The following is a 13711-nucleotide window of genomic DNA, read 5'->3' as shown; positions in this document are numbered from 1 at the left end:
CCCTTCGACGACGCCGAGGGGGCATCCTTGCGACAGCCATCGATTGTAACGTGAAGGTCACGATAGAACCGCAATTCGCGTTCACGGGCCTCTTCATGAATCAGAAATCGGACACCGCCATGCAAACCAGCCGCGCAACCGTGAACACGGCGCATGCGAGCCGATATTTGCAGCAGCTCTGCAAGCATTGGTCCCACAAATTCGAAACCGAGTTCGATGCGGTCAAGGGCCGGATCGCGCTTCCGCTGGGAGAGGCGCGGTTGACGGCCGAACCGGAGCGCCTGGTGATCGATCTGACCGCGGGGGACGCGGCCGCTCTCACCACGCTCCAGGACGTCGTGGCCAGTCATATCGAGAGATTTGCGTTTCGCGAGACGCTCCGCTTCGACTGGGAGTAAACGACACTCACGCAGTCGCGAAACTCATCGCATTGTTATTCACCGCACTATTGCAGCACGTGCAGGCTGCTGTACGCCCCGCCCCGTCTCAGCAGTTCGTCGTGGGTGCCCTGCTCGGCAATGCCGCTGTGATCGACCACCACGATGCGGTCGGCGTTGCGGATGGTCGCCAGGCGATGCGCGATCACCAATGTGGTGCGGCCCCGGGAGAGTTCTTCCAGCGAGCGCTGAATTTCCCGCTCGGTGCGGATGTCGAGCGCCGACGTGGCCTCGTCGAGAATCAGGATCGGCGGGTTCTTCAGGAACATCCGCGCGATCGCCAGCCGTTGCTTCTGGCCGCCCGACAGTTTGACGCCGCGCTCGCCGATCACGGTGTCGAGTCCGTCGGGCATCGCCGCGATCATGTCGTCGAGCCGGGCGCGGCGCGCCGCCTCCATGATGTCGGCCTCATCGGCGCCGAGCCGGCCGTAGCCGATATTGTCGCGGATCGAGCCGCCGAACAGGAACACGTCCTGCTGCACGATGCCGATCTGGCTGCGCAGCGAGGCCAGCGTGATGTCGCGGATGTCGATGCCGTCCACGGTGATCGATCCGGCATCGATTTCGTAGAACCGCGGCAACAATGAGCACAGCGTGGTCTTGCCGGTGCCGGACGGGCCGACCACCGCGACGGTCTCGCCGGCCCGAATGTCGAGATCGATGTTCTGGAACACCGGACGCCCCTCGGCGTAGCTGAAGCCGACGCCGCGATAGCGCACCTCGCCGCGCAGTCCGGTGACGCTGATGGCGCCCGGACGATCGACGATCTCGGGCTCGGACTCCAGCAGTGCGAGATAGCGCCGGAAGCCGGCGATGCCCTTCGGGTAGGTCTCGATCACCGACAGCATCTTGTCGATCGGCCGGAAGAACACGTTGACCAGCAACAGAAACCCGATGAAGCCGCCATTCGAGAGCTCCCCGCCCAACACGAAGTAGCTGCCGGCCACCATCACCACAAGCTGGATCAGCCGGGTGCCCATGTAGCTCAGCGCGCTGCTCGCGGCGATGATACGATAGGCGTCGAGCTTGGTCCGGCGATAATTCGCATTGTCGCGGGCGAACAGCCGGCGTTCGTGGTCCTCGTTGGCGAAGGCCTGGACGACGCGGATGCCGCCGACATTCTCGACGATGCGGACGTTGAAGTCGCCGACCCGGCCGTAGATCTGCTGCCAATTGGCGGTCATCCGCGCGCCGTAGCGCGAGGTGATCCAGGCGATCAGCGGCACGATCGCCGCGGTGATCAGCGCCAGCTTCGGGTTGACGGCGAACATCAGCGCGAAGGCGCCGATGAACGTCATCACCGCGATGAACATGTCTTCCGGACCATGATGCGCCACCTCGCCGATCTCCTCGAGATCCTTGGTGACCCGCGCCACCAGATGGCCGCTGTTGTTGTCGTCGAAGAACCGGAACGACTGCTTCTGCAGATGATCGAACGCCTTGCGGCGCATCTCGGTCTCGATGTTGATGCCGAGCGTGTGGCCCCAATACACCACCACCGCCATCAGCGCGGTGTTGGTCAGGTAGATCGCGAGCAGACCCGCGGATGCCATCAGGATCAGGCCCCATTGCTGGGTCGGCAACAGATCGTCGACGAACGCCCTGATCGCCATCGGGAAGCCGAGCTCGAGCAGGGCCGACACCACGGCGCAGGAGAAATCCAAAATGAACAGCGTCTTCCAAGGCCGGTAGTAAGCAAAGAACTTGGCGAGCATGTGCTGGGACATAGCGGCTTCAGCTTCCACGGCTTCGGGGCTTGCCAGCGCCATCGCACGGATACAGAACCCGCGAGGTCGACCTCAGCGGCTGAACCGGATCGGGACCGACAGTGAAATCGACGAGCCGCCGACATTGGCTGGCGGCGGCGGAACCGGACTGGCGCGGCGAACCAGACCGACGGCTTCGGCATCGAGCGCGGCGTCGCCGGACGATCCGACCAGTCGCGCCGAGCGCACCTGCCCGGACCGATCGATGGTGAACGCCACCGACGCGGTGCCCATGCCGCCGCCGGGCGGAAACCGCTTGTGACGGTTGAGATGCGCCATCAGGCTGCCGCGCCACGAGGCGACCGAAGCCGCCGACGGGATCGAGGCGCCCGCCCGCGGCGCAGCCATCTGATCGGATCTTTCCACCTGTGCACTCGGCGGCGCCGAGGTCTGCGTCATTTTCGGCTGGTCCGGGTTGATCGGCTTGGCCCGGTCGGCGGCGCGTTTCTTCTTCGGTTGCGGCTTCTTCTCGGGCTTCGGCTTCGGCGGCGGTGGCAGCACGGCGGCGGAGGGCATCGCGGGCGCCGGCGGCGGTTCGATCGAGGTTTCCTCCGGCTTCGGCTCGATCTCCTGCACCTTCTCCTCGACCGGGGTTTCAGGCTCGGGATCGGTTTCGGGCTGCGCCTCGGCGAGAAGTGGTCCCGGGGGCAGGTCCTGCTGCGGCACGTCGGGCGCGACGGCGAGCGGCGCAAGCTCCAGCATCAGCGCCGCCGGCGGCTCACCCGCCGCCTCGGCGGGCTTCCGGTTCAGACCGATCACGATCGCGGCCGCATGCAGTCCGGTGACCGTCGCCGCCGCAAGCAGCCAGCGCGCGCCGGCGCCTTTCGGCGAGCCGGCAGGCCGCGCGTCCGGATCGTGCCAGCCGAATCTCATGGCCGCGGCGTCGCAGCGATTGCACTGCCCTGCCCGGTGTCTTCGAGGCCGACCAACGCCACCTTGAGATAGCCCGCCCCGCGTAGCAGGTTCATCACCGCCATCAGGTCGCGGTACGGCACTACGCCATCGGCGCGCAGGAACACCCGTTGCTCGCGATCGCCGGAGGTCTGTCCGTCGAGCGCGGCCTGCAACGCTTCGCGCGCCACATCCTCATTGCCGAGCGCCAGTGACAGGTCCGGCTTGACGGTGAGATACAGCGGCTTGTCGGGCCGCGGCTGCGGCTGCGCATTGGAGGTCGGCAGATCGACGCCGACATCGACGGTCGACAGCGGCGCCGCCACCATGAAGATGATCAGCAGTACCAGCATCACGTCGATGAACGGCGTCACGTTGATTTCCGACAGTTCGGCGAGGTCGCCGTCGTGCGGATCCTTCAGCGTCACCGCCATGGCCGGTTACTCCGCCATCCAGCGCGAGCGCGCCGACGACGCGGCGCGGCTGGCGACCGGCTTTTGCTGCCGCTCCAGATCGCGCGACAGGTGCTGCAGCACCTCGCCGGATGCATCCGACAGCAGAGCGCGATAGCCGGCGATGGCGCGGGCGAATACGTTGTAGATGATCACCGCCGGAATCGCCGCGACCAGACCGATCGCGGTGGCGAGCAGCGCTTCGGCGATGCCGGGCGCCACCACCGCCAGATTGGTCGTCTTCGACTGCGCGATGCCGATGAACGAATTCATGATGCCCCACACCGTGCCGAACAGGCCGATGAACGGCGCGGTCGCCCCGATGGTCGCGAGCAGTCCGGTCGACCGTGCCATATCGCGGCCGGCTCTGGCTTCGATCCGGGACAGCGCGATGGCGAGCCGCTCCTTCACGCCGTCGGCCGACAGATCGACGGACCGCTCGGTCTCGCGCATCGCCGCCTGCACCAGTTCGGCCACGGGACCGTCCTTGGTCCACTCGGCCTCGATCTCACGGGTGGCGTCGGACAGATTGTCGGCGCGCTGCAGCTTGCGTAGCGCGCTACGCGCCTTGCGCAGCGCGCTCGTGAGTTCGATGATCTTGGCGAGCCATACCGTCCAGGTTGCGAGCGAGGCGAGCGCCAGCCCGATGATCACCGCTTTGACGATGTTGTCCGCCGCAACAAACATCGCCCAGGGCGACAAGTCGTGCGGCAGGTTGGCGGGCACGGCCTGAGGCGTCGGCATCGGCATCGGCGGTATCGGCGTCTCAGCGGCCGGTGTCGCCTCCCGCGCCGCGGCCGGCAAATGAACCAGCACGAAGATCGCCCCGAGAGCGAGCCGCCGCATCACAACATTCATTCCGAAACGCCTCTTTCGTTCGAATTGCCACCGAGAAAAGCGTGGCCGATCATTGCAAACATCATGCGCGGGGCACCCACGCTCCTGCATCGCAGGGCTCGGCCGAGCCGCCGCACCCGGCAATCCTCGTCGCGACCGCCAATCCAATCCAGTCGCCGCGATGTGTATTTCGCCGCCGGCACAATATGCAGACGACGTGCAAACCCGCGTGTGCCGCGCCGCGCAGCATCCACGGTCTCGAACAGGCCGCCGGGACAAGCAATGATTGATTGTCCCCGGCTGGTGTATCAGGACACGATTAGAGTTCTTCGCCCGGCTCTGCAATCTTGCGGAGTTACAATCCATCTAAGCTCCGACTCGCATTTCGCGCGAAGCTGCAGACGTTCGCACGGCTCGACGACACCGCCATCGCAGCATGCCTTCGACGCCGGACTGCGGGGCCGCGTCGAAGCGGCCCGCGATCTCCCCGACAGCAAAGACCCCGACCGCTAGGCCGGGGGTTTCGAGGCTGACGTCGATGTCGGAAGCCCGCTGCCTAGCGAACCTGCTCGAAGCCGCCGAGTGCAGACGTCAGATTGGGCCCGAGGATCTCGGACAGGTATCCGCCCTCCTGGACGAACACGGTGGGAAGCCCCAGCCGCGCGATCGCCGCACCGATCCGCCCGAATCCGGCGGTGGTCACGGCGAGACCCGCGAGAGGATCGTGCTCGGAGGCGTCGAGGCCGAGGGCGACCACGAGTGCGCCCGGCGCGAACGCGCGGATCGTCTTTTCGGCGACACCGATCGCCTGGATGTAACCGTCATCGTCGGTGCCCTTCGCCAGCGGAATGTTGAGATTAGCGCCGAGGCCCGGACCCTTGCCGCGTTCGTGCGCGTAGCCCCAGACGAACGGATTGAAGAAGGTCGGATCGGCGTGGATCGACACGGTCAGCACATCGGGCCGCTCGTAGAAGATGCCCTGCGTGCCGTTGCCATGATGAACGTCGACGTCGAGGATCGCGACACGCTCGTGCTTCAGCCGCAGATGAGCCGCCGCGATCGCGCTGTTGTTGAGGAAGCAGAAGCCGCTGGCGAGATCGCGATAGGCGTGATGCCCCGGCGGACGACACAGCGCGTAGGTGGCGTCGTCCCCATCCATCACCAGTTGCGCCGCCGTCGCCGCAACGTCGGTGGCGGCGCAGGCCGCAGCCCAGGTGCCGGGTCCGATCGGACAGGACGTATCGATCGTGTGCCAGCCGAGGCGACCGACGATATGCGTCGGGTATGTCGCCTCGTTGCGGACGGGGTGGAGGTTGGCGATCATCTCTGGGCCGGAATCCCCGAGCGCGGCCCAGGCGTCCCAGGCCTCCGCGAGAAAGCTCAGATATTCCGGGCTGTGAACCCTTGCGCGCGGCCCCTGTCCGAAATCGGTCGGCGCGACCAGGTCGTGCTTGCCGGCCTTCAGTCCCGCGAGCAGCCTGTCGGCCCGTTCGGGTTGTTCGGTGGTCCGCTGGACCACGCCGCGGACCAGAAAGAACTGCGGATCGTGGCTGCGATGGTGTTCGGTGTAGACGGCCTTCACACGAATACTCCCATGGCTGGAGATGATAGGTCTGCGCCTTCGTCAGCCTGAGACCGACGGGGCTTTCACGCCGGCGGTCACGGGAGGAATCTCCCGCACCAGTTTCGCGACCTCGCGCCAGGCATGACCGATGTGATAGTCGATATGCGCCACGATCCGCTCGGGGTGGCCCTGCTCGATCGCGGCGAGAACGGGTTCGTGCGTGCGCGCGATTTGGTGCGGATCGTCGTACAGCCGGCCGATCAGGCCGATGACCATGCGTAGTTCGGACGCGAGGTCATCGAACAGGCGCAACAGCCGTCGGTTGCCGGCGATCTCGCAGATCAGCCGATGAAACCGGTAGTCCTCTTCGACCTGCCGCGCCGGGTCATCAAGATCGGCGGTCTGGTGAAGAACATCGATCTGCCGCCGCAACGCGTCGCGCGTCTCCGGAGTCAGTTTGCGCGCGGCCAGCACGCCGGCATGCCGCTCCACGCACAGGCGCAAGTCGAAGATGTCGTCGATATCGTCGGCCGCGAATTGCCGCACGAAGAAGCCGCGTCGTGGACTCGCCACCAGCAGGCCCTGGCTTTCAAGTAATCGCGCCGCCTCCCGCACCGGCGCCCTGCTGACACCCAGCTCCCGGGCGATCCCCGCTTCCACGACTTTCGAGCCGGGCGGCAACCGGCCCTGCAGAATCGCCAGCGTCAAAGCGCGGGCGACCTGACCGACCAGATCCGTTGCAGCGAGGGCCGGCAGCCCGACCGGGGGAGACATAGTGCGCATGAAACGGGGTCCGTTTTGGCGGATGGACAATAATTAAGCGCCGATTGTCGACAGTTTAGCCTTGCGGTTGCGTCTTTGTCGCATCAAAAATTGATCCAGATCAAAACTGGAACTGCGACGATGACAGCTCACGTACCGCCGGCCGCCGTAATCGACCAAACCCGCCAGGCCCGGATCAATCTCGCGGCCGCCTACCGGCTGATCCACCGGCTCGGACTCGACGACAGCATCTACACCCATATCTCAGTCCGGCTGCCCGGCCGCCACGACCGCTTCCTGATCAACCCCTACGGCATGCGGTTCGAGGAGGTGACGGCATCCAACCTGGTGGAAGTCGATATCGACGGCAACATCGTCGACGATCCGCTGGGTCTTGGCATCAATCCGGCCGGCTTCACCATTCACAGCGCGGTCCACGCGGCGCGGACGGACGCGATGTGCGTGCTGCACACCCACACCGTCGCCGGCGTCGCGGTGTCCTGCCAACAGCAGGGACTGCTACCGCTGAATCAATGGTCGATACAGTTCACCGATCGCCTCGCCTACCACGACTACGAAGGGATCGCGCTCGATCTGGACGAGCGCGCGCGTCTGGTCGCCGACCTCGGCGACAAGTTCGTCATGGTTCTTCGTAATCACGGCATGCTCACCTGCGGACGATCCGTCGCGGAAGCTTTCAAGCTGATGCACAATCTCGAACGCTCCTGTCGCGCCCAGCTCGCGATTCAGGCGGCCGGCGCCGAGATCTGCCCGTTGTCCGAGACCGTCGCCCGCAAGACCGCGGGCCAGTACGCCAACTTCTACGACAGCATCGAAGTCCGAGGGCAGCCCGACAGCGAATGGGCCGCCTTCAAGCGGATGCTGGAACGCACCGATCCCGACTTCATCAACTAGCCCGCGCCCAAGTCCATTCCAACGCGCGGATCAGGCGATCGAGAAAGAGAGATGTCATGCTCAAGCGCAGTTTGATTGGTCTTGCGATGATATGCGGTGTGAGCGCCGCGGCCCTGGCGGAAGAACCGAAAGCCGGCGGCGTCGTCAATGCGGTGATCCAGCCGGAGCCTCCGGGCCTGATGCTGGGTCTGGTCCAGAACGGGCCGACCCAGATGATCTCGGGCAACATCTATGAAGGCCTGCTGCGCTACAGTCCGAAGCTGGAGCCGCAGCCCGGTCTGGCCGAGAGCTGGACGGTGAGCGAGGACGGCAAGGTCTACACCTTCAAGCTCAGGAAGGGCGTCAGCTGGCACGACGGCAAGCCGTTCACCTCGGCCGACGTGCTGTTCTCGATCGAATTCCTCAAGCAGACTCATGCCCGCGCCCGCGGCAACCTGGCGACGCTCGACAAGGTCGAGGCGCCCGACGACTCCACCGTCGTGTTCACGCTGAAGGAGCCGTTCGGGCCGTTCCTCGGCATCTTCGAGGTCGGCTCGCTGCCGATGATCCCGAAGCACATCTACGAGGGAACGGATTTCAAGACCAATCCCGCCAACAACACGCCGATCGGCACCGGCCCGTTCATGTTCAAGGATTGGCAGAAGGGTTCGTTCATCCGGCTGGTGAAAAATCCGAACTACTACATCAAGGGCAAGCCGCATCTCGACGAGATCTACTGGCACGTCATTCCGGACGCGGCGGCGCGATCGGTGGCGTTCGAGACCGGCAAGATCGACGTGCTGCCCGGCGGCTCGGTCGAGAACTTCGACGTTCCGAGGCTGAGCAAACTCAAGAACGTCTGCGTCACCGGCAACGGCTGGGAGTTCTTCAGCCCGCATTCGTGGCTGTGGCTCAACAACCGCTCCGGTCCGACGGCGAACAAGAAGTTCCGTCAGGCGCTGATGTACGCGATCGACCGCAATTTCGCCAAGGACGTGATCTGGAACGGCTTCGCCAAGGTCGCGACCGGCCCCTCCGGCTCCACGATCAAATACTACACCAGCGCCGTGCCGAAATACGATCTCGACCCGGCGAAGGCCAAGGCCCTGCTCAAGGAAGCCGGCTACAATGGCGAGAAAGTCCGCATGCTGCCGCTGCCTTACGGGGAAACCTGGCAGCGCTGGGCCGAAGCGGTGAAGCAGAATCTGCAGGACGTCGGCATCAATGTCGAAATGATCGCCACCGACGTCCCCGGCTGGAACAAGAAGGTCTCCGACTGGGATTACGACATCGCCTTCACCTATCTGTATCAGTACGGCGACCCGGCGCTCGGCGTCGCCCGCAACTACGTCAGCAGCCAGATCGCCAAGGGCTCGCCTTTCAACAACGTCGAGGGCTACACGAATCCGGAGGTCGACAAGCTGTTCGCCGAAGGTGCCGTCGCCTTCCCCGACTCCAAGCGCGACGAGATCTACGCCAAGGCGCAGAAGATCCTGGTCGAAGACGTGCCGGTCGCATGGCTGCTCGAGCTGCAGTTCCCCACCATCACCCGCTGCAACGTCAAGAATCTGGTCACCACCGCGATCGGCGTCAACGACGGCTTCCGCGACGCCTGGCTGGACAAGTAACTCCTCCGACAATGCCGGCGGCGGCGCTCCGCGCCCGCCGCCGGTGGACTTCCGAAGCCTCGTCTCGAACGCAATGGAAACCTGAGATGCTCGCATTCATTGCCCAGAGAATCGGCAAGGCCGTTATCGTCCTGCTCGCGATCGTCGTGCTCAACTTCTTCCTGATCCGCCTCGCGCCCGGCGATCCGGCCATCGTGATGGCCGGCGAGGCCGGCGCCAGCGATGAACTCTTCGTCACCCAGCTCCGCGAAAAATTCGGCCTCGACCGGCCGTTGCCGGTGCAGCTCTTCATGTACGTCAAGGGAATCCTCAGCCTCGATCTCGGCTATTCCTTCCGCCAGCAGATGCCGGTGTCCAAACTGATCCTCGATCGGCTTCCGGCCACGATGCTGCTGACCGGCACGGCCTTCGCGATTTCGCTGGCGTTCGGGGTGCTGTTCGGCGCGCTGGCGGCGCGGCGGGCCGGCACCTGGGCAGACACGCTGATCACCGTGCTGGCGCTGATCTTCTACGCCACGCCGCTGTTCTGGATCGCGCTGATGGCGATCCTGCTGTTTTCGGTGACGATGGAATGGCTGCCGAGCTTCGGCTACGAGACCGTCGGCGCGAACTACACCGGCCTCGCCCACGTCCTCGACGTCGGGGCGCACCTGGTCCTGCCGGCGACGACGATCGGCCTGTTCTTCATGGCCACCTATGCGCGGATGACGCGCGCCTCGATGCTCGAGGTCAAACGGCTCGATTTCGTCAAGACGGCGCGCGCCAAGGGCCTGCGCGATGCCGTGATCCAGCGCCGCCACGTACTGCGCAACGCGCTGCTGCCGGTGGTGACGCTCGCCGGCCTACAGGCCGGCACTCTGGTCGGCGGCGCCGTGCTCACCGAAACCGTGTTCGCCTGGCCGGGGATCGGCCGTCTGATGTACGAGGCCCTGTTGCAGCGCGACTACAACCTTCTGCTAGGCGTATTCGTGGTGTGTTCGGCGATGGTGCTGGTGTTCAACCTGATCACCGACCTGATCTATCGCTCGGTCGATCCCCGTATCGAGTTCGCGGCATGAGACAGTTCTGGCGCATGCTGCTGCGCAATCCCGGCGGGCTGATCGGCCTGGTGATCCTGGTGATCGTGATCGCGGTGGCTCTGTTCGGCCCCCTGCTGTTTCCGACCTCGCCCTGGCGCATGGTGCAGCGGCCGTTCCTGCCGCCGTTCACGGTGGCGGGTCTGCCGCTCGGGACCGACGCGCTCGGCCGCGACGTGATGGCCGGCATCATCTACGGCGCCCGCGTGTCGCTGCTCGTCGGACTGGTCTCGACGCTGGCGGCGCTGGCGGTCGGCATTCCGGTCGGCGCGATGGCCGGGTATTTCGGCGGCCGCATCGGCGATGCCCTGATGCGGTTCACCGAATTCTTCCAGACCGTCCCGAGCTTCGCCCTCGCGATCGTGCTGGTGGCGGTGCTGCAGCCGTCGATCGTCTCGATCGTGATCGCGATCGCGATCGTCAGTTGGCCGCCGGTGGCGCGGCTGGTGCGCGGCGAGGTGCTGTCGCTGCGGACCCGTGAATATGTGCAGGCCGCGATCGTCACCGGACAGACCCATAGCTGGATCATCTGGCGCGAGATCCTGCCCAACGCGCTTTCCCCGGTCATCGTGCTGGCGTCGCTGATGGTCGCGACCGCCATCCTGCTGGAATCCTCGCTGTCGTTCCTCGGCCTCGGCGATCCCAACCTGATGTCGTGGGGCTACATGGTCGGCGCCGGCCGCACCGTGATCCGTCAGGCCTGGTGGATCACGGTGTTTCCCGGCATCGCCATTCTGGTTTCGGTGCTGGCGCTGAACCTGATCGGCGAAGGTCTCAACGACGCGCTCAACCCGCGCCTCAGCAGGAACGGACGCTGATCATGTCCGCAGCCGCCGTATCGATCAGGAACCTGAAACTCGCGCTGCCGACCGGCGGCGATCGCGCGCACGCCGTGGATGACGTGTCGTTCGATCTCACCGCCGGCAAGATCCTCTGCGTCGTCGGTGAATCCGGCTCCGGCAAGTCGATGTGCGCGCACGCGCTGATGGGGCTGCTGCCCGACAGCGTGATCGCCGAAGCCGGCGAGATCGTGTTCGAGGGGCAGAACCTCCTGACGCTCGACGAGAACGCCTGGCTCGCTTTGCGCGGCCGCCACATCGCGATGGTGTTCCAGGAGCCGATGACCGCGCTGAATCCGCTGATGCGGATCGGCGACCAGATCGCCGAGATGTTCGAGGCGCACAATCTGCTGACGCCGAAACAGCGACGGCAGAAGGCCGTCGACCTGCTGCGCGAAGTCGGCCTGCCTGATCCGGAGCAGGCGACGCGCGCCTATCCGCATCAATTGTCCGGCGGCCAGCGGCAGCGCGCGATGATCGCGATGGCGCTCGCGCTCGAGCCGGCCGTGCTGGTCGCCGACGAGCCGACGACGGCGCTCGACGTCACCACCCAGGCGCAGATTCTCAAACTGATCCGCGACCTGCAACGCCGCCGCGACATGGCGGTGATGTTCATCACCCACGATTTCGGCGTCGTCGCCGATATCGCCGATCGCGTCGTCGTGCTCCAGCACGGCAAGGTCGTCGAGCAAGGCGCGGCGGACGACGTGCTGCTGCGCCCGCAACATCCCTACACGCAGGCGCTGCTCGCCGCGGTTCCGACCATGCATCCGCCGCAACGCCATGCTCTGCTCGATCGACGCAAGGCAGTGGAAGTGATCGGCATCGACAAGACCTATGTCAGCGGCGGCGGCTGGTTTCGGCCGGAGCGCAGCGTTCAGGCAGCGAACGCGGTGAGTTTCGACATCTTTCAGGGCGAGACGCTGGGGCTGGTCGGAGAATCCGGCTCCGGCAAGTCTTCGGTCGCGCGTCTCGTGATGCGGCTGATCGAGCCGGACCGCGGCACGGTCCGCATCGGCGATACCGATCTCACGCGGACCAGCGGCAAAGAGCTGCGCGAGCAGCGCCGACGGATCCAGATGATCTTTCAGGACCCGTTCGCCTCGCTCAATCCGCGCCGCAAGGTCGGCAGCATCATCACCGACGGACCGATCGCGCACGGCGTCGACCCGGCCACCGCGCGGCAGCGCGCCTGCGAACTCCTCGGTCTGGTCGGCCTCAATGCGAGCGCGATGGAGCGTTTTCCACACGAGTTCTCGGGCGGTCAGCGTCAACGCATCGGGATCGCCCGGGCGCTGGCGCTCGACCCCGAAATTCTGGTTGCCGACGAAGCGGTGTCCGCGCTCGACGTGTCGGTGCAGGCGCAGGTGCTGGATCTGCTCGAGGATCTCAAGACCCGGCTCGGCCTTTCAATGCTGTTCATCACCCACGATCTGCGTGTGGCAGCACAGATCTGCGACCGCATCGCGGTGATGCAGCGCGGCAGCATCGTCGAACTGCGGCCCACCGCCGCGCTGTTCTCCGCTCCGGAGCACCCTTATACGCGCGAGCTTCTCGCCGCGGTGCCCGGGCAGACAGCCGCTTCCAAGGCCGCCTGACCGATGCGTTGCGCCCTCGTCAGCGACCGCCTCGATCTGCGCGGCTTCCTCGGAACGGATTTCGAGCGCATCGCCGATCGCATCACGTTCGTCGACCATCGCACCGACGGCGCGAACGCGGATATCCGCCTGGCGGTCGCCTGGTATCCGCCGGACGACGCTTTCGCGCACTATCCCAACCTGCAGGCGGTCTGCTCGATCGGCGCCGGCGTCGACAACATCACCGCCTGCCCCAGCCTGCGGACGGACATCGACGTCGTTCGAATCGTCGATCCGGCGCAGGCCCAGATGATGTCGGGATTCGTGCTCTGGCACGTGATCTGGCATCAGCGGCGTTTCGCGACCTATCTGGCGCAGCAGCGCGATGCGATCTGGCAGCGGCTCCGTCAGCGCAATCCGCGCGAGGTGCCGGTCGCCATTCTCGGCTATGGCGAGATCGGCCAGAAGGTCGCCGCCGATCTCGCGTCGCTCGGTTTCCCGGTGATGGTGTGGAGCCGCACGCGCAAGCCCACGCCGGCCGCGATCAGGGGATTCCATGGGCGCGAGGGCCTCGCCGCCATGCTCGGCGAAACCGAGGTGCTGGTGAATCTGCTGCCGCTGACGCAGGAGACCCAGCGCATTCTCGACGGTGAACTGTTCGGCCGGATGCGCCGCGGCGGCTACCTCATTCATGTCGGGCGCGGCGAACATCTGGTCGAGCAAGACCTGCTGGCGGCGCTGGACAGCGGCCAGCTCGCAGGCGCCGCGCTCGACGTGTTCGCCGCGGAGCCGTTGCCGGCGGCACATTCGTTCTGGCGTCACCCCAAGATCGTCGTCACGCCCCACGACGCCAGCGATGTCAGCGTCGAAGCCGTGGCGGCGACGCTGCTCGCGGCCGCCGATGCAATCAGAGCCGGTGAAAGACCACCGCACGCGATCGACCGCGAACGCGGCTACTGATCGATCGCAATTCGGAATGATCGACTGA

At 65.6% G+C, this 13711-nt stretch carries 13 protein-coding genes; 7 read left to right on the top strand and 6 right to left on the bottom strand.

The genetic code is table 11. The features are described from left to right. Positions 1–119 precede the first annotated feature (119 nt). On the top strand, positions 120–398 hold the full coding sequence (locus SR870_RS00680; protein ID WP_322518368.1) for a DUF2218 domain-containing protein: 279 nt from the start codon (positions 120–122) through the stop codon (positions 396–398). Between the two features lie 47 nt (positions 399–445). Here SR870_RS00680 and SR870_RS00675 read toward each other — a convergent pair whose 3' ends face one another. The 6 genes from SR870_RS00675 to SR870_RS00650 form a co-directional block, all read right to left on the bottom strand. Beyond that, positions 446–2152 carry an ABC transporter ATP-binding protein gene (locus SR870_RS00675; protein WP_322518367.1) on the bottom strand — a complete coding sequence of 569 codons (1707 nt, stop codon included), beginning with the start codon at positions 2150–2152 and terminating at the stop codon, positions 446–448. 84 nt (positions 2153–2236) lie between these two features. Further along, positions 2237–3076 carry an energy transducer TonB gene (locus tag SR870_RS00670; RefSeq protein ID WP_322516136.1) on the bottom strand — a complete coding sequence of 280 codons (840 nt, stop codon included), beginning with the start codon at positions 3074–3076 and terminating at the stop codon, positions 2237–2239. After that, positions 3073–3528: a TonB system transport protein ExbD gene (exbD, locus tag SR870_RS00665; RefSeq protein ID WP_011440552.1), complete on the bottom strand. Its 456-nt coding sequence runs from the start codon at positions 3526–3528 to the stop codon at positions 3073–3075. Before exbD ends, SR870_RS00670 begins: the two co-directional genes overlap by 4 nt. 6 nt (positions 3529–3534) lie before the next feature. Next, positions 3535–4404, bottom strand: coding sequence for a tonB-system energizer ExbB (gene exbB / locus SR870_RS00660; protein ID WP_322516135.1), 870 nt, complete (start codon positions 4402–4404; stop codon positions 3535–3537). A 535-nt stretch (positions 4405–4939) separates the two neighbouring features. Continuing rightward, entirely contained in the window at positions 4940–5965 is a 1026-nt protein-coding gene (locus SR870_RS00655; RefSeq protein WP_322516134.1) for a histone deacetylase family protein, read from the bottom strand. 42 nt (positions 5966–6007) lie between these two features. After that, positions 6008–6760 carry a GntR family transcriptional regulator gene (locus tag SR870_RS00650; RefSeq protein ID WP_322516133.1) on the bottom strand — a complete coding sequence of 251 codons (753 nt, stop codon included), beginning with the start codon at positions 6758–6760 and terminating at the stop codon, positions 6008–6010. A gap of 90 nt (positions 6761–6850) precedes the next feature. Between SR870_RS00650 and SR870_RS00645 the strand changes: the two genes are divergently transcribed. From SR870_RS00645 to SR870_RS00620, 6 genes are all read left to right on the top strand, one after another. Further along, complete coding sequence (locus SR870_RS00645; RefSeq protein WP_322516132.1) at positions 6851–7624, top strand: class II aldolase/adducin family protein; 774 nt, start codon at positions 6851–6853, stop codon at positions 7622–7624. Between the two features lie 56 nt (positions 7625–7680). Further along, the gene (locus SR870_RS00640) at positions 7681–9231 is read left to right on the top strand and encodes an ABC transporter substrate-binding protein (protein WP_322516131.1); all 1551 of its coding nucleotides are present in this window, start codon (positions 7681–7683) and stop codon (positions 9229–9231) included. A gap of 86 nt (positions 9232–9317) precedes the next feature. After that, complete coding sequence (locus SR870_RS00635; protein ID WP_322516130.1) at positions 9318–10289, top strand: ABC transporter permease; 972 nt, start codon at positions 9318–9320, stop codon at positions 10287–10289. Next, positions 10286–11125, top strand: coding sequence for an ABC transporter permease (locus SR870_RS00630; protein ID WP_322516129.1), 840 nt, complete (start codon positions 10286–10288; stop codon positions 11123–11125). Before SR870_RS00635 ends, SR870_RS00630 begins: the two co-directional genes overlap by 4 nt. Before the next feature lie 2 nt (positions 11126–11127). Further along, entirely contained in the window at positions 11128–12744 is a 1617-nt protein-coding gene (locus SR870_RS00625) for an ABC transporter ATP-binding protein (RefSeq protein ID WP_322516128.1), read from the top strand. Positions 12745–12747: 3 nt separating this feature from the next. Beyond that, a complete protein-coding gene (locus tag SR870_RS00620) occupies positions 12748–13683 on the top strand; it encodes a glyoxylate/hydroxypyruvate reductase A (RefSeq protein WP_322516127.1) in 936 nt (311 codons plus the stop codon). The last annotated feature ends 28 nt before the right edge of the window (positions 13684–13711 follow it).

Source organism: Rhodopseudomonas palustris (genome assembly GCF_034479375.1).
In the GTDB taxonomy this organism is placed as follows: domain Bacteria; phylum Pseudomonadota; class Alphaproteobacteria; order Rhizobiales; family Xanthobacteraceae; genus Rhodopseudomonas; species Rhodopseudomonas palustris_M.
Note: the sequence above shows the minus strand (reverse complement) of the source record. Positions and strands in the feature narration are given on the sequence as shown.